At 65.4% G+C, this 20,193-nt stretch carries 20 protein-coding genes; 10 read left to right on the top strand and 10 right to left on the bottom strand.

The genetic code is table 11. The features are described 5' to 3' along the window. Positions 1 to 5: 5 nt before the first annotated feature. The 3 genes from QCE83_RS21785 to QCE83_RS21775 all read right to left on the bottom strand — a co-directional run bounded on the left by QCE83_RS21785 (position 6) and on the right by QCE83_RS21775 (position 1,954). On the bottom strand, positions 6 to 395 hold the full coding sequence (locus tag QCE83_RS21785) for a cupin domain-containing protein (RefSeq protein WP_404985683.1): 390 nt from the start codon (positions 393 to 395) through the stop codon (positions 6 to 8). Positions 396 to 451: 56 nt separating this feature from the next. Further along, on the bottom strand, positions 452 to 931 hold the full coding sequence (locus tag QCE83_RS21780; protein WP_309815950.1) for a carboxymuconolactone decarboxylase family protein: 480 nt from the start codon (positions 929 to 931) through the stop codon (positions 452 to 454). 141 nt (positions 932 to 1,072) lie between these two features. Further along, positions 1,073 to 1,954 (bottom strand): RNA polymerase sigma-70 factor, encoded by an 882-nt coding sequence (locus tag QCE83_RS21775; RefSeq protein ID WP_309815947.1) that lies wholly within the window; start codon positions 1,952 to 1,954, stop codon positions 1,073 to 1,075. Positions 1,955 to 2,001: 47 nt separating this feature from the next. Here QCE83_RS21775 and QCE83_RS21770 point away from each other — a divergent pair, with 47 nt between their 5' ends. The 10 genes from QCE83_RS21770 to QCE83_RS21725 all read left to right on the top strand — a co-directional run bounded on the left by QCE83_RS21770 (position 2,002) and on the right by QCE83_RS21725 (position 12,497). Continuing rightward, complete coding sequence (locus QCE83_RS21770; protein ID WP_309815944.1) at positions 2,002 to 2,376, top strand: hypothetical protein; 375 nt, start codon at positions 2,002 to 2,004, stop codon at positions 2,374 to 2,376. Beyond that, complete coding sequence (locus QCE83_RS21765) at positions 2,373 to 3,749, top strand: gluconate:H+ symporter (protein ID WP_309815943.1); 1,377 nt, start codon at positions 2,373 to 2,375, stop codon at positions 3,747 to 3,749. The genes QCE83_RS21770 and QCE83_RS21765 overlap by 4 nt, the downstream gene beginning before the upstream one ends. Positions 3,750 to 3,824: 75 nt before the next feature. Continuing rightward, positions 3,825 to 4,001 (top strand): hypothetical protein, encoded by a 177-nt coding sequence (locus tag QCE83_RS21760; RefSeq protein ID WP_309815941.1) that lies wholly within the window; start codon positions 3,825 to 3,827, stop codon positions 3,999 to 4,001. A 239-nt stretch (positions 4,002 to 4,240) separates the two neighbouring features. Then, positions 4,241 to 6,865 (top strand): PAS domain-containing protein, encoded by a 2,625-nt coding sequence (locus tag QCE83_RS21755; protein ID WP_309815939.1) that lies wholly within the window; start codon positions 4,241 to 4,243, stop codon positions 6,863 to 6,865. Positions 6,866 to 6,904: 39 nt separating this feature from the next. Beyond that, positions 6,905 to 7,495 carry a peroxidase-related enzyme gene (locus QCE83_RS21750; protein WP_309815937.1) on the top strand — a complete coding sequence of 197 codons (591 nt, stop codon included), beginning with the start codon at positions 6,905 to 6,907 and terminating at the stop codon, positions 7,493 to 7,495. A 4-nt stretch (positions 7,496 to 7,499) separates the two neighbouring features. Continuing rightward, positions 7,500 to 8,393 (top strand): LysR substrate-binding domain-containing protein, encoded by an 894-nt coding sequence (locus tag QCE83_RS21745; protein ID WP_309815934.1) that lies wholly within the window; start codon positions 7,500 to 7,502, stop codon positions 8,391 to 8,393. Between the two features lie 93 nt (positions 8,394 to 8,486). Continuing rightward, complete coding sequence (locus QCE83_RS21740; protein WP_309815931.1) at positions 8,487 to 9,236, top strand: SDR family NAD(P)-dependent oxidoreductase; 750 nt, start codon at positions 8,487 to 8,489, stop codon at positions 9,234 to 9,236. Positions 9,237 to 9,319: 83 nt separating this feature from the next. Beyond that, complete coding sequence (locus QCE83_RS21735; RefSeq protein WP_309815928.1) at positions 9,320 to 10,648, top strand: MFS transporter; 1,329 nt, start codon at positions 9,320 to 9,322, stop codon at positions 10,646 to 10,648. A 26-nt stretch (positions 10,649 to 10,674) separates the two neighbouring features. Continuing rightward, complete coding sequence (locus QCE83_RS21730) at positions 10,675 to 11,517, top strand: transketolase (protein ID WP_309815925.1); 843 nt, start codon at positions 10,675 to 10,677, stop codon at positions 11,515 to 11,517. Then, the gene (locus tag QCE83_RS21725; RefSeq protein ID WP_309815921.1) at positions 11,514 to 12,497 is read left to right on the top strand and encodes a transketolase C-terminal domain-containing protein; all 984 of its coding nucleotides are present in this window, start codon (positions 11,514 to 11,516) and stop codon (positions 12,495 to 12,497) included. Before QCE83_RS21730 ends, QCE83_RS21725 begins: the two co-directional genes overlap by 4 nt. 15 nt (positions 12,498 to 12,512) lie before the next feature. Here QCE83_RS21725 and QCE83_RS21720 read toward each other — a convergent pair whose 3' ends face one another. From QCE83_RS21720 to QCE83_RS21690, 7 genes are all read right to left on the bottom strand, one after another. Beyond that, entirely contained in the window at positions 12,513 to 13,088 is a 576-nt protein-coding gene (locus QCE83_RS21720; protein WP_309815919.1) for a DUF2894 domain-containing protein, read from the bottom strand. Further along, positions 13,081 to 13,728, bottom strand: a complete 648-nt coding sequence (locus tag QCE83_RS21715; RefSeq protein WP_309815917.1) for an OmpA family protein — start codon at positions 13,726 to 13,728, stop codon at positions 13,081 to 13,083. Before QCE83_RS21715 ends, QCE83_RS21720 begins: the two co-directional genes overlap by 8 nt. Further along, positions 13,725 to 16,061, bottom strand: a complete 2,337-nt coding sequence (locus QCE83_RS21710; protein ID WP_309815914.1) for a DUF802 domain-containing protein — start codon at positions 16,059 to 16,061, stop codon at positions 13,725 to 13,727. Before QCE83_RS21710 ends, QCE83_RS21715 begins: the two co-directional genes overlap by 4 nt. A 10-nt stretch (positions 16,062 to 16,071) precedes the next feature. Next, complete coding sequence (locus QCE83_RS21705) at positions 16,072 to 16,791, bottom strand: DUF3348 domain-containing protein (protein ID WP_309815911.1); 720 nt, start codon at positions 16,789 to 16,791, stop codon at positions 16,072 to 16,074. An 88-nt stretch (positions 16,792 to 16,879) separates the two neighbouring features. Beyond that, positions 16,880 to 17,965 carry a linear amide C-N hydrolase gene (locus QCE83_RS21700; protein ID WP_309818687.1) on the bottom strand — a complete coding sequence of 362 codons (1,086 nt, stop codon included), beginning with the start codon at positions 17,963 to 17,965 and terminating at the stop codon, positions 16,880 to 16,882. A gap of 149 nt (positions 17,966 to 18,114) precedes the next feature. Continuing rightward, positions 18,115 to 19,584 carry an alkaline phosphatase family protein gene (locus QCE83_RS21695; protein ID WP_309815908.1) on the bottom strand — a complete coding sequence of 490 codons (1,470 nt, stop codon included), beginning with the start codon at positions 19,582 to 19,584 and terminating at the stop codon, positions 18,115 to 18,117. A gap of 153 nt (positions 19,585 to 19,737) precedes the next feature. After that, positions 19,738 to 20,130 (bottom strand): tautomerase family protein, encoded by a 393-nt coding sequence (locus tag QCE83_RS21690; RefSeq protein WP_309815905.1) that lies wholly within the window; start codon positions 20,128 to 20,130, stop codon positions 19,738 to 19,740. Positions 20,131 to 20,193 lie beyond the last annotated feature (63 nt).

The raw sequence follows: 20,193 nt of genomic DNA, 5'->3' as shown, positions 1-20,193 counted from the left end.
GCGCGTTACTTCACCGGCGTCAGCACAGGCTTGCCCTTGTCCTTCAGCAACAGCACGATGAACTTCGCGGGCTTCATCTTGCTGGCGTTGCGGCCGACCGTGTGGATATCGTCGGGGCCTTCGTAGAAGGTGTCGCCCGGCTTCAGCGTCACTTGCTTGCCGCCCTTGAGCTGCATCACGATCGACCCTTCGACGACATAGACGAACGCGTGCGCATCGTGCCGATGCACCGGATCCACCGCGCCCGGCGGATAGTCCACGTTGATCATCAACGCTTCCTTGCCGGGATAGTCCGGCAGCGGCCGGGTCATCAGCTCGGTGACGACGGCCTCGGGCGCGGCCCGCGACTCTTGCACAACGAGCGCCGCGCTTCCGAGGGCGAGCGCCAGTCCCATGCGTCTGAGGTTCTGCATGATGAGTCTCCGTGAGTGGAAGGACGGCGCCCGAGGCTTCAGGACAAGTTTGCCTTCTCGAGGCCGAACACCTTGTCCGACGAGCCCGGCACCGTCTGGAACGCGACGTTGGCGCGGTTCCAGCCGTTGATCGCCATGATGGCGTAGGTCAGGTCGGACAATTCCTTTTCGTTGAACTGCTCACGCACGCGCTGATACAGCTCGTCGGGCACGCCATGCTCCGGAAGACGTGTCAGCACTTCGGTCCAGGCGAGCGCGGCGCGTTCGCGCGGCGAAAACAAGGTGGACTCGCGCCAGATTGCTACATGATGCGTGCGCAGTTCACGCTCGCCATGAATCTTCGCTTCCTTCACGTGCATGTCGACGCAGAAGCCGCAACCGTTCATCTGCGACGCGCGCAGCGAGACGAGATCGCGAACAGTCTGCTCGATCGCGCATTCCGCGACGACGTTGCTGAATTCATAAAACTTCTTGAAGAGTTCCGGAGACTGGTGAACGTAGTTGATGCGCTGCGACATGACGGCTCCATGCAGGTGGGTTTTGCCGGCCGCGGGCGCGGCCCGGCATGGATGTCATCGTAGGTTTGCACGCCTTGCGCCGGTAGACCCGCGGCAAGCCTCACGCTGTTGCCCGCCAGGCATCAATCGTCCCTAACGCTCTTACCGGCTGTCCAGCCAGGAGGCGATCCGTTCAAGTTTGTCGGGGTTGCGCTGCACCTGGATGCCGACGATGCGATCCTGCTCGATCTCGAACGACTGCGCGGACTCGAGCTTGCCCTCGATGAAGCGCAGCAACGCCCATTGGCCATTCAGCATCACGGGTTCCATGCGCACGTCGCCTCCGTAGCGCAGATACGCGGCATAGAACAGCTGCGCAATGCGCCGGCCGCCCCGCATCGGCTCCGGGAAACTCTGCACGCGGCCGCCGCCGTCGCCGATGAGCATGGCTTCGTCGGCGAGCATCGCATGAATGGATGCGAAGTCGCCGTGTTCGAGCGCGCTCACGAAGGCCAGCAGCACGTGCCGATGAAGCTCGCGCGACACCGGACGGCGCGGACGTTCCTCGCGCAACTGCACCTTGGCGCGGCTCACGAGCTGCCGGCAGGCGGCCTCCGTCTTGCCGATGATGCGCGCCACCTCCGGGTAGTCGGCGTCGAATACCTCGCGCAGCAGGAAGGCGGCGCGCCCCTCCGGCGTCAGACGTTCGAGCAGCATCAGGAAGGCGACGGAGACGTCATCGGCCCGTTCGGTCATCTCTTCAGGGGTCGCGGGCGGCTCGCTGATGTGCGGCTCGGGAAGCCAGATACCGGTGTAGTGTTCGCGCTGGATCTTCGCGGCGCGCAGGCGGTCGATCGAATGACGCGTCGTGACCGATACCAGCCACGCCTCCGCATTCTCGATGGCCTCGCGCGCGGCCGCATGCCAGCGCAACCAGACATCCTGGACGATGTCCTCGGCTTCCGCCACCGAGCCCAGCATGCGATAGGCAATGGCTTGCAGACGAGGGCGCAGGCGATCGAACTCGCGCGTGGCGTCATCCATGGTGTCGGCTCCGGGTCCGTGCGGGTTCAAGTCTCTGAAAAAGGTCCATGCAGAATCGTAGCGCAAGCCTGTCTGCCGGGACGCATGACGGCGCGACCCGTTCGTTCAGCCTCGACGCGGGTTTCGTCCCGTCAACGGATGGCATCTCGAATACAAAGTGCAAAATGCCATCTCGCATGCAAAGTGCAAAACGCAAAATGCAAGCGCGTGCGCCTCTGCTTAAACTGTTCGGCGCGCCGGCCTCATTGGTCCGATTTTTTGACCGGCGCCGCGAAAAATGCTATTACGACACGGCCTCGCGGGAAGCCGGCATCACTCGCACTGCGAAAGCAAACCGTAATCGTATTGCCGCCGCGCTCAGCCGCGTCAGATCAAACGTCAGAGCAAGCGTCATCTCAAGAACCACCTCAAGCCCACAGTGAACCCAACGACAACCCTCGCCCCCTGGTCCGCCCACGACACCCAGCTCCTCATCGCATGCGCGCTCGGCCTCGCGATCATCATCGTTTCCATCAGCGTCCTGAAGCTCGCGCCGTTCCTCTCCATCCTGGTGGGCACGTTCGCGGCAGGCTTCGCCGCGCATCAGCCGCTCGAAGCCATCGCACAGGCGTTCAGCAAGGGCGCGGGCGCGCTGCTCGGCGACGTCGGCATCATCATCGCGCTCGGGGCCATGCTCGGTGCGCTGATGGCCGAATCCGGCGCCGCCGACAGGCTCGTGACCACCCTGCTCGACCATTCCACGCCACGCCGCCTGCCGTGGATGATGGCGCTCGTCGCGATCATCGTCGGGCTGCCGCTGTTCTTCGAAGTCGGCCTCGTGATGATGGTGCCGATCATCTTCGTCATGGCGCGCCGCTCGGGGCAACCCATCCTGCGCATCGCGATTCCCGCGCTCGCCGGCATGACCACCCTGCACGCGCTGCTGCCGCCACACCCCGGTCCGCTGATCGCCGTGAGCGCGCTGCATGCCGACCTCGGGCTGACGCTCGGACTGGGCCTGATCGTCGCGCTGCCTGCCGTCGTCCTCGCCGGACCGGTCTACGGCATCTGGCTGTCGAAGCGGCTGCATATCGAGGCGCCCGAGGAAATCGGCCAGCTCTTCACCGCCCGCGAGGAAGGCGCAGCCACACCTGGCTTCGCGATCTCGCTGGTGACCATTCTGCTGCCTGTCGTGATGATGCTCGGCCGCACCGTCGCCAAGCTCGCGCTCACGAAGGACACGCTGCTGTACGACATGCTCGACTTCGTCGGCGAACCGCTCGTTGCGCTCGCGCTGACCGTGCTGTTCGCCATCGTGATGCTGGGCTGGTCGCGCGGCATGGCGCGGGAACGCGTCGGCGGCATCCTGCGCAAGAGCCTGCCGCCCATCGCCGCGCTGCTGCTGACCATCGGCGCCGGCGGCGGCCTCAAGCAGATGCTGGTCAACGCGGGCATCAGCGTGACCATCGGCAAGATTGCCGTCGGCACGCATCTGCCGCTGATCCTGCTCGCATGGCTGATCGCCGTCGCGCTGCGCCAGGCGACCGGCTCGGCAACCGTCGCCACGACGACCACCGCGGGGATCGTCGCGCCGGTCGTCAGCGGACTCACCGCGACCCACAACTCGCTGATGGCGCTCGCCATCGGCGCGGGCTCGGTGTTCTTCTGCCACGTCAATGATGCAGGCTTCTGGATGGTGCGCGAATACTTCGGCCTCACGCTGAAGCGCACGGTCGCGGTGTGGTCAATCTTGCAGACCATCGTCTCGGTGGTCGGACTGGTGCTCACACTCGTGCTGTGGAATGTCCTGACATAAGACGTGCACGCTGGCACGCGACATGCGCCCCTATGAACATGAATCCGATCTCATGACGAACAGGGAGCGCACATCATGACCGACGAAAACGACCGTCCGACCCCGCCGAAGCAAACGCCCGACGACCCGAATGTCGCAGACCGGCGGCTTTCCGACGAACAAAAGCGTGACTTGAAGAACGAACCCGAGAAGCCGAGCGGCGGCCAGTCCGGCAATCTGCCTGATCCGAAGGAAGTGGGCGAAGCGGGCTGATACGCCAAACTTCGCTCTTTCGCAATGCCCGGGACCGGCTTCGGCATCCGTGCTTGCCGCGCGTCACGTAGAAATTACTCCTGATTTTTTTCCGGCTCGCCCGACAAGCGGCAAGAGCCCCTGCCATGAGCGTCCGGGCGGCGCTTTTGTTGTATGGTAGCCCCAGGCTATCGCAGCGTTCGATGCCGCGTACGGCGACGCGTATCGCCGACAACGAGTCAGCAGAAGCAAGGACGCCCATGCACGATCCTGCTCATTTCTTGCCGTCGTTCGTCTGGCGCGCCGCACGCGACGGCACTATCCAATACGCAAATCCCTGGGCGTGCCGTTATCTCGGCGTGGCGCTTGCAGAGCTGTCCGGCCGGCACTGGAACGCCTTCGTCCATCCCGATGACATCCCTCCGGTGCTCGATGCGCTGCGCCTCATGCGCGACGGCACCCTGCTGCGCAACGTCGATGTGCGCCTGCTGCGCGCCGACGGCGCGTTCCGCTGGCACACGTTGCATCTGCAGGCGCGGCGCGACGAGGAAGGGCTGATCGGCGAGACCGTGGGCGTGGCCATCGACATTCACGAGTGCCGCCATGCGTGGGCCATGTACGAAGCCAGCGAGCGGCGCCTGCAGGCGGCCTTTGCCGGCGCGCGCATGGGCGCGTGGGAATGGGACATGAAGACGCGCGTGGTGCGCATGACCGCGCAGCTCGCGGCGCTCTATTCGTTCCCGCCCGGCACCGAGGCCGTGTTGCTATCGGAAGTATGGGACCGGGTCGCCCCGGAATATCGCGCGCCGTTTCAACGCAATCTCACCGAAGCACTACGCGACGGCGGTCCGTTCGAATTCGACTTCGTGCTCGAGCCCGATCCCGGCACGCGCCGCTGGCTGCGCATGCGCGGCCATCCCGAGTTCGACCGCGAAGGCGTGCTCACGCGCGTCTATGGCGTGAGCTTCGACATCAGCACGCAGCGCGCCGACGAAGACCGCCTGAGCCTCTCTGAACGGCGCTATCGGGCGCTGGTGGAATCGACGGGAGCGCTGGTCTGGTCCGCCGATGCAAACGGCGAGATCCGTCCGTCGGGCGGAGAATGGGAGCGCTTCACCGGCGTCCCGCCCGAAGCGCTGTCCGGCTGGGGCTGGCTCGAATTCATTCATCCGGACGACCGCGAACGCACGCAGCGCGACTGGCTCGACGCACTGGAACAAGGCGCCGCGCGCACCTTCACCTTCCGCATGTACCGGCGCGACGGCGTGTATCGCATGGTGCAGGCACACGCCGCGCCGCTGTACGACGATCAAGGCAAGCTGCAGGAATGGTTCGGCACGACCACCGACGTCACGCCGCGCTACGAGGCGCAGGCCGCCATCGAAGCGCGCAGCCTGCGCCTCACCGTGGCCATGCAGGCCGCGAACATCCACATCGCCTCGCTCGAACTCGCCACCTGGACGCTCTTCCTCGAAACCGGCGGCGAGCGCCAGATCCACGAGACGCTCACCTACGACGCGGCGCTCGCGCGCGTGCATCCAGAGGACAGCGCGTCGCTCGACCGCTATATGCGCAGTCTCGCCGCCGGCGAAAACCCCGGCGGGCATTTTGAATTCCGCGTGCGAAACCTGCATGGCGAACAATGGATGCAAGGCAGCGCACTGCTCCAGCGCAGCAAGGACGGCAAGCCGCTGCGCATCATCGGCAGCGTGATCGACATCACCGAGCGCAAGCACATGGAACTGATGCTGCGCGAGTCGGGCCGGCGCAAGGACGAGTTCCTCGCCATGCTCGCCCACGAACTGCGCAATCCGCTCGCGCCGTTGCGCACCGCTATCGCGCTGCTGCAGAAGGACAAGGACAGCGACCCGCATCTGCGCGACCTGATCGATCTGATGCGCAGGCAGGTCGAGCACATGACGCGCATCGTGGACGATCTGCTCGAAGTGTCGCGCATCACGCAGGGACGCATTGCACTGCAACTCGAACCGATCCTCGTCGGCACGGCGGTCTATCACTCGGTCGAGGCGATCGCGGGCATGGTCGAGGCGCGCGCGCAATCCATTCACGTCGATGTCTCCGATGCCACCACCTGGGTATGCGGCGACGTCACGCGTCTGTCGCAGATTCTCGTCAATGTGCTGAACAATGCCAGCAAGTACACGCCCGAAAACGGCCGCATCACCGTGAGCGTGCGGGCCGACGAGGAAGTGGTGGCGATCGTCATCGCCGACACCGGCACCGGCATCTCGGCGGATCTCCTGCCGAAGGTCTTCGAGCTGTTCTCGCAGGGCGAGCGCACGCTCGACCGTTCGAACGGCGGGCTTGGCATCGGGCTCTCGCTGGTTAAGAAGCTGGTCGAGATGCACAAGGGAACCATCAGCGTGCAGAGTCCGGGCCCGGGACTCGGGACGACCGTGACGATCCGCCTGCCGCGCCTGCATCATCATGAACGGCACTCGGCGCTCGCGCTCGCCGACCAGGGCACGCGCACCGCGCGCAAGACCTTGCGCATCCTCGTGGTGGATGACAACCGCGACGCCGCCGATTCGCTCGCCATGCTGTGCGAGTCCGAAGGTCATGTCGCGCAGGTGGCGTATTCGTCGTCGGAAGCGCTCGAAGCGGCGCCGCAGCTGGAACCGGACGTCGCGCTGCTCGACATTGGCTTGCCGGATATCGACGGCTATGAACTCGCGCGCCGCCTGCGCCGCAAGGGCGAGACCATGCCGCTGCTGATCGCGATCACCGGCTATGGTCAGGCCGAAGACCGGCTGCGCGCGCAGTCGGCGGGCTTCGACTATCACTTCGTCAAGCCCGTGAACGTGGAAAGCCTGCTCAAGCTGCTGGGTTCGCTGACTGCCACACGAGGCGCGCCGTCGAACTAGAATGAGCGTTCGATCAACGCCTTCATTCGCGACGACGCCATGACGACCCCGCCCATCAGCCGCTATCCCGTTCCCCAACCGCAAGACTGGCCCGACGACATCCGCACTCGCATCCTCGAGGTCCAGGAGAAAGCCGGCTTCGTGCCGAACGTGTTTCTCACGCTGGCGCACCGCCCCGCAGAGTTCCGTGCATTCTTCGCCTATCACGATGCGCTGATGCTGAAGGAAGGCGGCCTGAGCAAGGGCGAGCGCGAGATGATCGTCGTCGCGACGAGCGCCGTGAACGACTGCCTGTATTGCGTCGTCGCGCATGGCGCAATCCTGCGCATCTACGAAAAGAACGTGCTGGTGGCGGATCAGGTCGCGGTGAATCATCGCAAGGCGGATATCACGCCGCGCCAGCACGCCATGCTCGATTTCGCGCTGAAGGTCTGCCGCGCGTCGGGCAGCGTGGACGACAGCGACTTCGTCACGCTGCGCGCGCACGGTTTCAACGATGAAGACATCTGGGACATCGCGGCCATCACCGCGTTCTTCGGCCTGTCGAACCGCATGGCGAACGTGATCTCGATGCGGCCCAACGACGAGTTCTTCCTGATGGGACGCGTGCCGCGCGAGCCGAAGCAGTAAGCCGATGCGCCTGCCTCCGCTGAAAGCCATCATCGCCTTCGAAAGCGTGGCGCGGACGAAAAGCGTCAACCGCGCCGCCGACGAACTCGGCCTCACGCCCTCCGCCGTGAGTCATCAACTGGCGAACCTGGAGAGCATCGTCGGGCGGCCGTTGTTCACGCGCCTCGGACGCGGACTCGTGCTGACGCCGACCGGCACGCAGTACCTGTCCGACGTGACCGGCGCGCTCGCCGAACTGAACCGCGCCACCGAACGCGCATCGAGTGAAACCTCGGTCGAGATTCTGCGGATCCATTCGAGCCCGAGCTTCGGCCTGATGTGGCTGCTGCCGCGTCTCGCCGCCTTCCAGGAGGCGAACGGTGACATCCAGATGAACCTCGCGTGCTCGTACGAGGACGTGTCGTTCACCTCGGGTTACTACGACGTCGCCGTGCGTCACGGCTATGCGCACTGGAGCGATGTCGAGATCCGGACCCTGCGGCACGAGACCATCGCGCCGCTGGCTTCGCCCGAGTACCTCGAACGCTTCCCCGTCGCTTCGCCCGACGACCTGCTGGAACGCCGCCTGATCCTCTCCGAGTCGCCGCTGGTGCAATGGCAGCAGTGGTTCGGCAAGTTCGGCGTGGCGGTCAGGCGCAAGGCATTCGACTTCTCGTTCGACCGCTCGTACATGTCGCTGGAAGCGGCGGCGCTGGGCCACGGCATCGCGCTGGAGAGCACGATGCTGGCCTCGCGGCATCTCGCACGGGGCACGCTGGCGCCGGTGTTCGGCCGCGAATATGCAGTTGAAGTGGGCGCACATCATCTGGTTTACCCGAGCCAGAACGCGGGCCTGCCGCGCGTCGCCAAGTTCCTCGCGTGGATGGATCAACAAATGGCGCTGCACGCCGATACCTGAAAATTTCTCAGCGATAGTTGAGCCAAACTGCGTTGATCGTCAGGCGGAAGGCGAAGACACTGCGCCTACACCAGACCATCAACGGAGACAGCGATGTTGCTCGAGAACCAGGTAGTGATCGTCACGGGCGCGGCCTCGCCGCGCGGCATCGGCAAGGCCACGGCGCGCGCGCTGGCCGCACAGGGCGCACGCATCGTCGTGCTCGACCTGAAGGAAGCCGATGCGCAAGCCGCCGCCGCCGACCTCGGCGAAGGCCATCTCGGCCTCGCCTGCGACGTCACCGACAAGGCCGCCTGCGTCGCCGCCGCGACCGCCACGACGGAGCGCTATGGCCGCATCGACGCGCTCATCAACAACGCGGGCATCACGCAGCCGATCAAGACGCTGGAGATCGGCGCGGACAACTTCGACGCCGTCATCGGCGTGAACCTGCGCGGCACGCTGTACATGTCGCAGGCCGTCATTCCGCAGATGAAGAAGCAGCAGCGCGGCAGCATCGTGTGCATGTCGTCGGTATCGGCGCAGCGTGGCGGCGGCATCTTCGGCGGACCGCACTACAGCGCGGCGAAAGCCGGCGTGCTGGGCCTCGCGAAAGCCATGGCGCGCGAGTTCGGGTCCGATAGGATCCGCGTGAACTCGATCACGCCCGGCCTCATCCAGACCGACATCACCGGCGACAAGCTCACGCCCGAGATGCGCACCGACATCATCAAGGGCATCCCGCTCGGCCGTCTCGGCGACGCCGCCGACATCGCCAACGCCTGCCTGTTCCTCGCGAGCGACCTCTCGTCGTATCTCACCGGCGTCACGCTCGACGTGAACGGCGGCATGCTGATCCACTGATCGATCGCGCCTACAGACGCACATACGGACGCACCCACCTGCGCACCCGGAACAACCGGGGCGCTTCATGGCAGGAGACATTCATGAAATCCAGACTCGCCACACCGGCGGCCGCGGCTGACTTCGCCTCCGCCGACGATGCCGCCAGCTTCGAAACGAAGACCTACGCCAAGGTGGGACGCCGCCTCATCCCGTTCCTGATGCTGTGCTATCTCGGCGCGTATCTCGACCGCGTCAACGTCGGCTTCGCGAAGCTGCAGATGCTGAACGACCTGCGCTTTTCGGAGACCATTTACGGCGTCGGCGCGGGCATCTTCTTCCTCGGCTATTTCCTCTTCGAAGTGCCCAGCAACGTGATCCTGCATCGCGTGGGCGCGCGCAAGTGGCTCGCGCGCATCATGCTCACCTGGGCGCTGATCTCGGCAAGCTTCGTGTTCGTCCAGACGCCCACCCAGTTCTACGCGCTGCGCTTCCTGCTCGGCGTGGCCGAGGCGGGCTTCGCGCCCGGCGTGATTCTCTATCTCACGTACTGGTTCCCGGCCGCGCGGCGCGCCAAGGCGCTCTCGCTGTTCTTCATGGCGATTCCGCTCGCGGGCATCGTCGGCGGTCCGCTGTCCGGTTACATCATGCATGCCTTCCAGGGCGCGCATGGGCTGGCCGGATGGAAGTGGCTCTTCATGCTCGAAGCGCTGCCCTCGCTGTGCCTCGGCGTCGCGATCCTGTTCTATCTTGACGACGGCATCGCCGGCGCCAAGTGGCTCACGGACGACGAAAAGGCGCTGCTCAAGCGCAACGTCGACAAGGACAACGCGCAGACGGTGAAGCACGTGTCGATCCGCGCGTTCGTCGCGGACCGCAGGCTGTGGCTCATGGCGGCCATCTACTTCTGCGTCGTGCTCGGTCAGTACGGGCTCACCTTCTGGCTGCCGACCATCGTGCGCAGGACCGGCGTCGCGGACCCGCTGTGGGTCGGGATCCTGACCGCCATTCCGTATCTCTGCGCGATCGTCGCCCTGCCGCTGATCGGCGCCAGCGCCGACCGCCGCCGCGAACGCCGCCTGCATCTCGCGATCCCGATGCTCATCTCCGCCGCCGGCTTCGCCACCTTGCCGATGCTCGGCAGCGTGGGCGCCTCGATCGTCTGCGTGAGCGTCGCGGCGGCCGGCATTCTCGCGTCGTCGTCGCAGTTCTGGTCGCTGCCCACCGCCGTGCTGGGCGGCATGTCGGCGGCGGCGGGCATCGCGGCGGTGAACTGCTTCGCCAATCTCGCCGGCTTCTTCTCGCCCGCCATCGTCGGCTGGCTCAACGACTTCACGGGCAAGTCCACCGCGGGCCTGATCTTCATCTCGGCGGCCGTCGTGGTGGGCGCGGTGCTGGTGTTCTTCGTGCCGGCCCGGACGGTCAATCGCTGAACGCATTCTTCCAAGGAGACACAACCATGAGCAGTCCCGTCATCGAGGAGACGACCCTCGCCGAACGCGCCTGGCGCATTCGCCGCAACGCGCTTCTGATGGGCGAGGTGCAGGGCCAGGGCTACATCGGCCAGGCGCTGGATATCGCCGACGTGCTGGCGGTCGCGTATTTCGGCGCGATGCATTACCGCGCCGACGATCCCGAGTGGGAAGGCCGCGACCGCTTCCTGCTTTCGAATGGTCACTATGCGATCGCGCTGTATGCCGCCTTGTTCGAAGCGGGCATCCTGCCGCCCGAGGAACTCGAAACCTATGGCAGCGACGACAGCCGCCTGCCGATGTCCGGCATGGCGAGCTACACGCCCGGCATGGAGATGTCGGGCGGCTCGCTCGGACAAGGGCTGACGATCGCGGTGGGCCGTTGTCTCGGTCTGAAGCGCAAGGGTTCGAAGTCCTTCGTCTACACGCTGTTCTCGGACGGCGAACTCGATGAAGGCGCGATCTGGGAAGGCCTGATGTCCGCGGCGCACTGGAAGCTCGACAACCTGATCGCGATGGTGGACGTCAACAACCAGCAAGCCGACGGCCCCTCGACGCAGATCATGTCCTTCGAACCGCTGGTCGAGAAACTTGACGCCTTCGGCTGGTATGTGCAGCGCGTGAACGGCAACGACATTGACGCCGTCAAGCAGGCCTTCGACAACGCTCGCAATTCGAAGGAAGCGAAGCCGCGCATCATCGTGTGCGATACGAAGATGGGTTGCGGCGTGCCGTTCCTCGAGCAGCGCGAGAAGAACCATTTCATCCGCGTCGATCCGCACGAATGGAAGCTGGCGCTCGAAGCACTTGAAGCAGGGAGACAGGCATGAGCACTCGTTTGAAAACATCCGCGATGATCGCCTCGATTGCAGGCGAAGGGCAGCTCACGCGTTCCGCGCCCTTCGGCCATGCGCTGTGCGAGCTTGCTCGCACGAAGGCGAACGTCATCGGCATGACGGCCGATCTCGGCAAGTACACGGACCTGCATATCTTCGCCAAGGAGTTTGCGGAGCGCTATTACCAGATGGGCATGGCCGAGCAGTTGCTGATGGGCGCGGCGGCGGGTTTCGCGCACGAGGGCGCGCAGCCGTTCGTGACGACCTACGCCGTGTTCGGCACGCGGCGCGCCTATGACTTCGTCCATCAAACCATTGCGGAAGATCATCTCGATGTGAAGATCGTCTGCGCGCTGCCCGGCCTCACCACCGGTTATGGCCCGAGCCATCAGGCAGCCGAGGATCTGGCCTTGATGCGCGCGATGCCCAACATGACCGTGATCGACCCGTGCGATGCGCTCGACATCGAGCAGATGGTCCCCGCCATCGCCGCGCACAAGGGTCCGGTGTATGCGCGCCTGTTGCGCGGCAACGTGCCGGCCGTGCTCGACGAATACGACTACAGCTTCGAACTGGGCCGCGCGAAGCTGCTGCGCGATGGCCGGGACGTGCTCATCATCTCGTCGGGCATCATGACGATGCGCGCGCTCGAAACGGCGCAGGCGCTGCAGAAGGACAGCGTGGATGTCGCGGTGCTGCATGTGCCCACGATCAAGCCGCTCGACACGGCGACGATCATCCGCGAGGCGCGTCGTTCCGGACGGCTCGTGGTGGTGGCGGAGAATCATACGGTGATCGGCGGCCTGGGCGAAGCGGTGGCCACCACGCTGCTGACCGAGGGCGTGTCGTGCGCGTATCGGCAGATCGGCTTGCCCGATGCGTTCCTCGATGCCGGCGCATTGCCGACGCTGCACGAACGCTACGGCATTTCAACCAACGCAATGGCAAGCTCGATCAAAGGCTGGCTCGCATAGCGCAGCCCGGCGGCTTCAGCGCGACTTGCCGCGTGTGGTCTTCTTCTGCGAGGCCGCACGCGGCGCATCCTTCACCGGGGCGCTCACGAGCGTCAATGCGTCGAGCCACGAGAGCGCATCGACATAGCCGAGAAAGTGCTGCAAATAATCCGGCGAGACTTCACCCATCAGCGCCAGTGAACGATGCACGAGGCTGCTCGAATTAAGCGGCCCGGCATTCTTCGGCACTTGGGCGAGCGATTCGCGCAGGCGTTTCTCCGCGCTGACCGAGGTCCATACGGCGCGCAATGCATCGAGATACTCGGCGGGTGCGGGACGGGCTTGCGCGCGCTGGTTCAGTTCGTCGAGCAATGCGGCGAACGGCGTGTCGACGGTGTCCTGCGTGACCGCGGTGGACCCGTCCGCAGCCTTCTGCGCGTCGAGCAGCGCGGCGAGACGTTCATCCAGCACGTGCCTTGCATCGCCTTCATGACATGAAGCGCGCTGCGTCAACGCTTCGATGATGCGATATGACATCCCGCCCACGCGTGCGTCGCCGCGCTCGCGCCATGTGTCGAGCATCTCGCGCGCACGCGTCACGCTGTCAGTCATGCGCGGGCACCGCTGCATTGACCGGACGCGGCACCGCCGAGATTTCCACGCGACGGTTCTTCGCGCGGCCCGCATCGTCGGCGTTCGAGCTCACCGGCTGCTCCGAGCCGAATGCCGCCGCAAACACCGAAGAGGACGGCACGCCCGCGTCGATCAGCGCACGCATCACGGTCAGCGCGCGCTTGGCCGACAGTTCCCAGTTGTCCGCGAAGCGACGGTTGCCTTCGTGGACCTGTTGATCATCGGCGAAACCGCTCACCATCAGGATCTGTTCGTGCGATCCCAGATACGCGGTCAACGGACCCGCGAGACTCTTCAGCACGTCACGCCCCTGCGGCTGCAGCTGATCCGAATTCAACGCGAACAGCACGTTGCCGCTGATGCCGATCTTGCCGTTCACCAGCGTCACGCGTCCCGAAGCGAGCGGCCCCGCGAGCGCCTGTTCGAGCGTCTTGCGGCGCTCGGTCTCTTTCTGCTGCTGCTTGATGGCCTGTTCGAGCCGCGTCGACAGTTGCAACTGCACGCCGAGCACGGCGACGAGTATCAGCACGAACGCGCCCAGCAGCACCGACATCAGATCGGCGAATGCCGCCCATACGGGCGCCGCGGTCTCGACGCCGCCGTCGATCTCCTCGTTCATGCGGCCTTTGCTCCGTGTGCGCCGCGCTCGCCGGCCAGATGTTGCAGGTTCTCGACGATCTGCTTCTGCGACATCATCGACAGATCGATGACCTCGCGTGCCTGTGCAACGTAGTACGCGAGTTGCTCGTCGCTGCGTGTGAGGGACTTGTCCAGCGCCCCCTCGATGCGTTGCAGCTGCGCGACCAACGTCTCGTTCGACTCACCGAAGGCCTGCACGGCCGCGCCGAAGGCATCGGCAAGACTCGCCACTTCGACGACGCCGCTCGTCACATGCGCGGCCGCATCGCTCAGCTTTGCCGCCTCGGCATCGACCTTGCCGGTGAACTGCGTGCCCACGCGTTCGAGCAGATCGGCCGAGCCGGTCACGAGCGCATCGACCGCCGCGCGTTGTTCGGTAGACGCGTGATTCACCGCATCGAGCAGCGTTTCCAGCGTGGCCAGCAGACGCGCGCGCTCGTCGAGCATCGCGGTGTCGCGGACCATGGAATCGGAGAGCTTCTGGCGCAGTTCGGCAATGACCTCGGCTGCGGCCTTAGGCGCTGCGGAAGCCGCTTGCACCAGTTGCCCGATCTGCGCGATGGTTTCGTTCGCGCGGAGCTTGCTCTGCTCCGAGATCTCGCTTGCGGTGCGCGCGAGCGTGTCACAGATGTCCTGCTGACGGCTTGCGGCAAACGCGCTGGTGCTCTGCCATTCCTGGCGCAAAGTCGTGGCGAGCGCGCCGAGCGCATCGGTCCATGCGCTGAGACGCGCATCGTGATGCGTGCCGATCTCCGTACGCAACGCTGCATGCGCCTGGTTCATCGAATCCAGCAACGACGCTGCGTGCCCTTCGAAGGTCGCGGCGGCATTGGCAAGCGCTTGTTCGTGCTGTGCGGCGAGTTGTTCGCCGCTACTGGTCTGCTGCGCGAGCGCCTTCTGCCACGCTTCCGACATGCCGGATGTGGCGTGTTCCATGCGCGCCGCGATGCCGTCGACGAGACTCGACGAACGTGCCTCGAATGCCGAGGCAAACTGCTCCATCGAAGCCGACATGTGCCCGACGTGCGTATCGAGGCCCTGCTTCACGCCCGCCATTTCCGTCGATACATCCGCGACCAGACGCGTCGAGCGCTGCTCGAAGCTGTCGGCGAAACGGTCCAGCGAAGCGGCCATGCGGTCGGACTGTGCATCGCTGGCTTCACGTTGCCTGATGACGAAGCTGTCCAGCCCTTCCCTGACGGCGCTCATCTGCGTGGCGATGCCGTCCAGCAGCACGATCGAGCGCGCCTCGAACTTCTCCGCGAGCGCGTCGTTCGCATGACGCTGCGCATCGAGCGATTGATTCCAGATTTCCGCGACCTTCGTCGCCGATGCCTCGAAGCCCGTGTTCAGACTGTCGAGCTGGCGCGCCACTGCTTGTTCGACCGTGCCATGCAGCGCGGCCGTTTCGCGCGCGATGCCGTCCATCGTCGCCTGCATGACCGGCTGGAGCGCGGCGCTGGCGGCGCGGGCGCTGTCGGCGACGCTTTGCTTCAACGACAGTTCCACCGATGTCGCCAGCCTGCGGTACGCCGTTTCCGTCTTCGCATGAAACTCGCCCTGGCTCGCCACCTGCCGCTCGTGCGCGGCGAGGCTGTGTTGCTCGATGGCGTGCATCATCGCGTGCAGATGCTCGGCGAGTGCGGGCATCAGATCGGCCTGCTTCTGCATCAGCTTGAATGCTTCCTCGCGCTGATGGGTCTGCGTGAACGCGCGCAGCGTCGTGGCGATCTTCGTGTCGAGCGTGTGCGCGGCGTGCAGCCGTTCGCGCCGGCACAGCGCCGACAGCAAGCCGAGCATCGCCGAGGTCGCGACACCCGCAATGGAGGTGCCGAACGCGAAGCCCAGACCCGTGACCGGCGCGGCAAGCGAGGCGCGGATCGCGGACAGGTCCGTTGCGCTTTCCAGTGCGGCGCCGGTGCCGTGCAGCGTCACCACCATGCCGAGCAGCGTGCCGAGCATGCCCAGCAGCACCAGCAATCCGACGAGATACGGCGTGAGCGCGGGTCCGGGCAGACCGGCGCGTTCGCCTTCCACGCGCGCACGCACGGCATTGCGCAGGCCCGGCGGCACCGTATCGATCCAGACGGCAAGGCTCTTCGGCGCGTTGAGCAGCGCGTCGAGGGCCTGCACGAAGGCCTCGGTAGTCTGCTGGAAGCGGCGCAGCTCCAGCGCGCCGACGACATAACAGGCGCCGATCAGCACGGTCACCGCAAACGCGAGCGGATTCGAAACGATATAGCCGATGGCGATGCCGCACACCGCTGCAAGGCCCACCAGAAAGACTGCGAGTTTGACGAAATTTCGGGGCATAGCGTGCCAGTTACTGAGACTGAGTACGAAGCGCCGCAAGCAGGCCTTCGACCGGTTGAAAACGAACTTCGAGTTCGGCGAGCAGGACGTTGCGCATGTCCGTGCGGAACGTCGCGAGCCACGCGCCGGGCGCTGCACCGGCGTCGGCTTCGGCCTGCGCCTGACCGCGCTTGAGCCGCTCGAAGTGGCGGCCGAGGATCACGGGCACCTGCGCCAGCAGCGTGCGCTCGCGCGCCGCGAAGGTACGCTCCATGACGGCATCGACGACCGCGAGACGCGTCATGCCGCCCGCACGGGCCGCCACGGACGCACGCAGCCGGCTGCGCAGTTCGCCGATGTCGGACTCCATCGTCTGTTGCAACGACAAATAGTGCTGGCGGAAGATCGCGAAATCGATCTGCATCGCGTCGGGCGGCGTCTGCGCCACCGCACGCCGCCGGCCATGCAGGCTCGGCTCGGCGCTTTCATCGCGCGTGATGGCGCTCACGAGGCGCGCGCGCGTCTGCGCACCTGCCGCTGCATCGTCGCCGGCAGCGGATCGCGGACTGGCGACAGGCTGCGGATCGGCGCCGAGCGCGGTGGACAGCGCGATCGCATCGGTCCAGCCGAGCCACTGGCTCAGGCGGTCCGACAGCGATTGCGCGGGTTCGTGGACATCGAGATCGGCACATTGCGCCAGCAGGCGCACGAGCGCCGGGCCGCTGAATGCCGTGCGCTTAAGGCCTTGCACGCGATCACCAGAGGCAAAAGGACGGTATTTTACCTGCCCGCGCGCATGGCTCGCCCCGTTTGCCCGTCATGCAGCCGTCACGCGCCTGTCAGGGCGCTTTCGCCGGCATGAAGGCAAAGGCCGGCGTCGCCACGAAACTGCCCGCCGTTTCGCCGGAGAACACCTGCCCGCCGTCGATGGTCAGCTTCATCACCGGCGCGCCGGGACTCAGGTTGAGCTTCTTGAGCGACACCCAGAAGGTGTCGGGGCGCGTGGCGGAATCGAAGTAATAGACGAGGTTCTGCTGATCCGCCACCGTGCGCCAGATGGTCGAAGAGAGGTTCGGTTGCTCCGGCGTGCTGATGCCGAGCGGCACGCTGACCGAGCGCACCACGCTCATCACGCTGGCCACTGCCTGGAACGCGTATGACTGCTGCGGCACGCCCGCGAGGTAGTTCGGATCGGCCTGCTTCGGAATGGCGTCCAGCAGGAAGGAGGCGCGCACATAGCGGTCCGCCGCGCGATTCGTGCCCGGCAGGAAGCCGAGCCCGCCGACGCTCTTCCAATACGTATCGATGGCAAGCTGCTCGTCGTAGATGGGCGAATTGGTCATCACCTTGTACTTCTTGCCTTGGTGAATCACGAGCTTGCCGTTGATGTATTCGAGGATGGCCGAGTCGCCGCGCGCATCCGAGAGCGACAGATGAATGGTCAGCGGCTTGCCGTTGGGCAGGGGCGGCGCGATGATCTGGAACGGCTCGCGGCTCAGCACATAGACCGCCTGCGCGACGGTCGCGAAGTTGTCGAGCGCGTATTGCGCCCACAGGCTGATGGACATCGGGTCGCGCTTCGGGTCGGGCTTGCCGTAATCGGTCTCGGCCAGGTACAGCGCATTGGCGACGAGCCCGCGCTCGTTCATGCCGTCCACGCTGCCGATCTCATAGCCCGACACCACCACGCTGCCGTACTTGGACTTCCACTTGATGGAGCGCGGCCCGGCGTTGCCGTCGCGCTCGATGCCCGCCGGCATCACCCACAGGTTCGAGCGCATGTCCTCGGACCAGTCCATCGAGCGTCCCGTGACCACGAGCCCCTTGTCGCCCGTATAGAGCACGCGTGTGCATGCCAGCGCGAGCGAGGTGGAGAGGCATGCAAGCGCGATGAACCACGTGAACCTTTGCAGCAGACGAGTCATGGCCATGGAGTCCTTGTGTCGATGATAGGAACAGCTGCCTCATGCTTCATCAGGCCACGGACCATGCGAAACGGCGCCCGCGACGCGAACGCACATGATGCACGCATATGCGCCGCGCGTCGAACCCGGGTTTCAGACTCGCTGTTGCATCAACGCGAAGGGAATCCCAAAGTCGTGGCCTTAGCACGCAGATCGGCAAAGCGGCCGCCGGGCGTGAGCGTTTGCGCCGCGCCCTCGCCCGCGCGCTTGTCCACGGTGCCGAGTCCCGATCCGCTCGAAGGCGTGTTCGAGCATTCGAGGCCGAACGGTCCCGGCGGCACGACGAACGCGGGCGCATCGGTGCGGGGCGCATCGCTCAGGTCGAGCGCGTAGGCCATGTTGAAGGTCGTCGGATCGCTTGCGCGCACGCCCAGCGGGTCGAGCCCGAAGCGCCATGCGAGCAGCTGGTGGATCGAGCTGGGATCGAACGGATAGCGCGACACGCTGCCCGCGCGCACGCGCGGACCGAGCAGCATGCAAGGCACGCGAAAGCCGAGCCGGCCATCGTTGCCGAGCTTCTGCTCCGCCACCGAGAGTGACTTGACCGGCGGCGCCACGTGCTCGAAGAAGCCGCCCCACTCGTCGTACACGACGATCATCAGCGTCGACTTCCAGTTGGGGCCCGCACGCAATGCTTCGTAGATCTGGCCGAGCAAGGCCTGGCCGTTGCGGACGTCGGCGTGCGGATGATCGTCGTTCGAGGTGCCGTTCGCTTCGCCGGCGAAGCTCGGATCGACCATGCAGAACGACGGCAGGTTGCCGCCCGCCGCATCCGAGAGGAAATCGGAGAACAGCTTCGAACGTCCCACATAGCGCGTGCCGTAGAGCGCGGTGAAGGGCACGTCGTGGAAGTAGTACTTCGACGAGACGTTCTTCGCATCGAGCCGGTCCCAGAGGGTCGAAAGCGATGACGTATCGAGCGTATCGCTGAGCCGGTCGGTCTCGCCGCTGTGCAGATAGACGCGGTTCGGAAAGGTGTCCGCGAGGATCCCGCTCATGTAGTAGTCGCAGACCGTGTATTGCGCGACCGCCTGGCGATAGAAGTCGAGATCGGCGCCGGTGAAGTATCCGATGGGCAACAGGTCGCCGCGCGTCTCGTTCGTGTCGGGCGTCAGCAGGAAGCCGTTCATCGCGCCGTTCGCGAGATGCGTGCGGCCGGCGTCGTACTGGTGATCGGGGTCCGCGTACTGGCAGCCCTGGAAGCCGAACGCCGCATTGGCCGCGAGCGAGAAGCTCGTCTGCACGGTGCCGAAGGCGTCGGTGAACTGCCTGCCCGTCTGCGTGCCTTCCGCGCCGGGAACCCAGCCCATCAGGTGATCGAAGGAGCGGTTTTCCATCGTGACCAGCACGATGTGATCGATGCCCGAAGTCGCGGGCGCCGGCAAGGCAGGACGCGGAAGATTGGCGCGATCCGCCGGGATCATGCCGATGGGACTCGTCGGCGTGACCGTGCCGGAGTTGTCGTCGCTGCCGCCGCCACCGCAGGCGGACAGCATCGCCGAACTCGCGAGCGCTGCGAGCAGGCGGCGGCGTACTGCATCGGGTTCGCTGGAGACGGGCTTGGACGGCTTGTCGGTCATGATGGCGCTCCGTGTAAGTGCTTTTCTCGCACGCCTTCATGTTCGTGCCGGGGCGCGGTTGCGCTTCGTCACATCGAAGGCGAACGGCTTGTGGGTGCCGGAAAGTAGCAAGGCGCATTCCCGGCGCCTACCTTCACATGGAGTGCCTGAGCTTCATGCAGCGTTCTCGACGTACTGCGCAATGCCGCGTCCGAACGACCAGTCGTCGCGGCGATTCGGACCCAGCACGATCATCACGTCCTCGGGCCGCAAGCCAGGAGACGCGACGAGCTTCGCGACCAGCGCCCGGTAGAACGCCTGCTTGGTCGCCGTGTCGCGCCAGTCGCTCGCGGTGATGTGGATGAACACGACATCGTCGCTGCGGTCCACGCCGAGATAACCATCGTCGTAGATGAAGTCGTCGCGCTCGAACTGCTGGATCAACTGGAAGCGGTCGTCGGCGGGTACCTTGAATGTCTCGACGAGCGCCTCGTGAACGCCGTCGGCGATGGCGCGAATGTGCTCGCGCGGCTTGCCTTTCAGAAGCGAAATGTGAACGAGCGGCATGATGGATTCTCCTTCGCGGTGAATGCGGAGAGCGATGCTGGCATCGCCCGGTCAGGCCACTCT

Source organism: Caballeronia sp. LZ034LL, from assembly GCF_031451215.1.
In the GTDB taxonomy this organism is placed as follows: Bacteria; Pseudomonadota; Gammaproteobacteria; order Burkholderiales; family Burkholderiaceae; genus Caballeronia.
The sequence above is the reverse complement of the archived record's forward strand: the minus strand, read 5'-3'. Positions and strand labels throughout refer to the sequence as shown.

Excerpts from the sequence above, each read along its gene's own strand:
- QCE83_RS21785 (WP_404985683.1), bottom strand. The coding sequence starts at position 395 with ATGGGACTGGCGCTCGCCCTCGGAAGCGCGGCGCTCGTTGTGCAAGAG.
- QCE83_RS21780 (WP_309815950.1), bottom strand. The coding sequence starts at position 931 with ATGTCGCAGCGCATCAACTACGTTCACCAGTCTCCGGAACTCTTCAAG.
- QCE83_RS21775 (WP_309815947.1), bottom strand. The coding sequence starts at position 1,954 with ATGGATGACGCCACGCGCGAGTTCGATCGCCTGCGCCCTCGTCTGCAA.
- QCE83_RS21770 (WP_309815944.1), top strand. The coding sequence starts at position 2,002 with ATGCAGAATCGTAGCGCAAGCCTGTCTGCCGGGACGCATGACGGCGCG.
- QCE83_RS21760 (WP_309815941.1), top strand. The coding sequence starts at position 3,825 with ATGACCGACGAAAACGACCGTCCGACCCCGCCGAAGCAAACGCCCGAC.
- QCE83_RS21755 (WP_309815939.1), top strand. The coding sequence starts at position 4,241 with ATGCACGATCCTGCTCATTTCTTGCCGTCGTTCGTCTGGCGCGCCGCA.
- QCE83_RS21750 (WP_309815937.1), top strand. The coding sequence starts at position 6,905 with ATGACGACCCCGCCCATCAGCCGCTATCCCGTTCCCCAACCGCAAGAC.
- QCE83_RS21745 (WP_309815934.1), top strand. The coding sequence starts at position 7,500 with ATGCGCCTGCCTCCGCTGAAAGCCATCATCGCCTTCGAAAGCGTGGCG.
- QCE83_RS21740 (WP_309815931.1), top strand. The coding sequence starts at position 8,487 with ATGTTGCTCGAGAACCAGGTAGTGATCGTCACGGGCGCGGCCTCGCCG.
- QCE83_RS21735 (WP_309815928.1), top strand. The coding sequence starts at position 9,320 with ATGAAATCCAGACTCGCCACACCGGCGGCCGCGGCTGACTTCGCCTCC.
- QCE83_RS21730 (WP_309815925.1), top strand. The coding sequence starts at position 10,675 with ATGAGCAGTCCCGTCATCGAGGAGACGACCCTCGCCGAACGCGCCTGG.
- QCE83_RS21725 (WP_309815921.1), top strand. The coding sequence starts at position 11,514 with ATGAGCACTCGTTTGAAAACATCCGCGATGATCGCCTCGATTGCAGGC.
- QCE83_RS21720 (WP_309815919.1), bottom strand. The coding sequence starts at position 13,088 with ATGACTGACAGCGTGACGCGTGCGCGCGAGATGCTCGACACATGGCGC.
- QCE83_RS21715 (WP_309815917.1), bottom strand. The coding sequence starts at position 13,728 with ATGAACGAGGAGATCGACGGCGGCGTCGAGACCGCGGCGCCCGTATGG.
- QCE83_RS21710 (WP_309815914.1), bottom strand. The coding sequence starts at position 16,061 with ATGCCCCGAAATTTCGTCAAACTCGCAGTCTTTCTGGTGGGCCTTGCA.
- QCE83_RS21700 (WP_309818687.1), bottom strand. The coding sequence starts at position 17,965 with ATGACTCGTCTGCTGCAAAGGTTCACGTGGTTCATCGCGCTTGCATGC.
- QCE83_RS21695 (WP_309815908.1), bottom strand. The coding sequence starts at position 19,584 with ATGACCGACAAGCCGTCCAAGCCCGTCTCCAGCGAACCCGATGCAGTA.
- QCE83_RS21690 (WP_309815905.1), bottom strand. The coding sequence starts at position 20,130 with ATGCCGCTCGTTCACATTTCGCTTCTGAAAGGCAAGCCGCGCGAGCAC.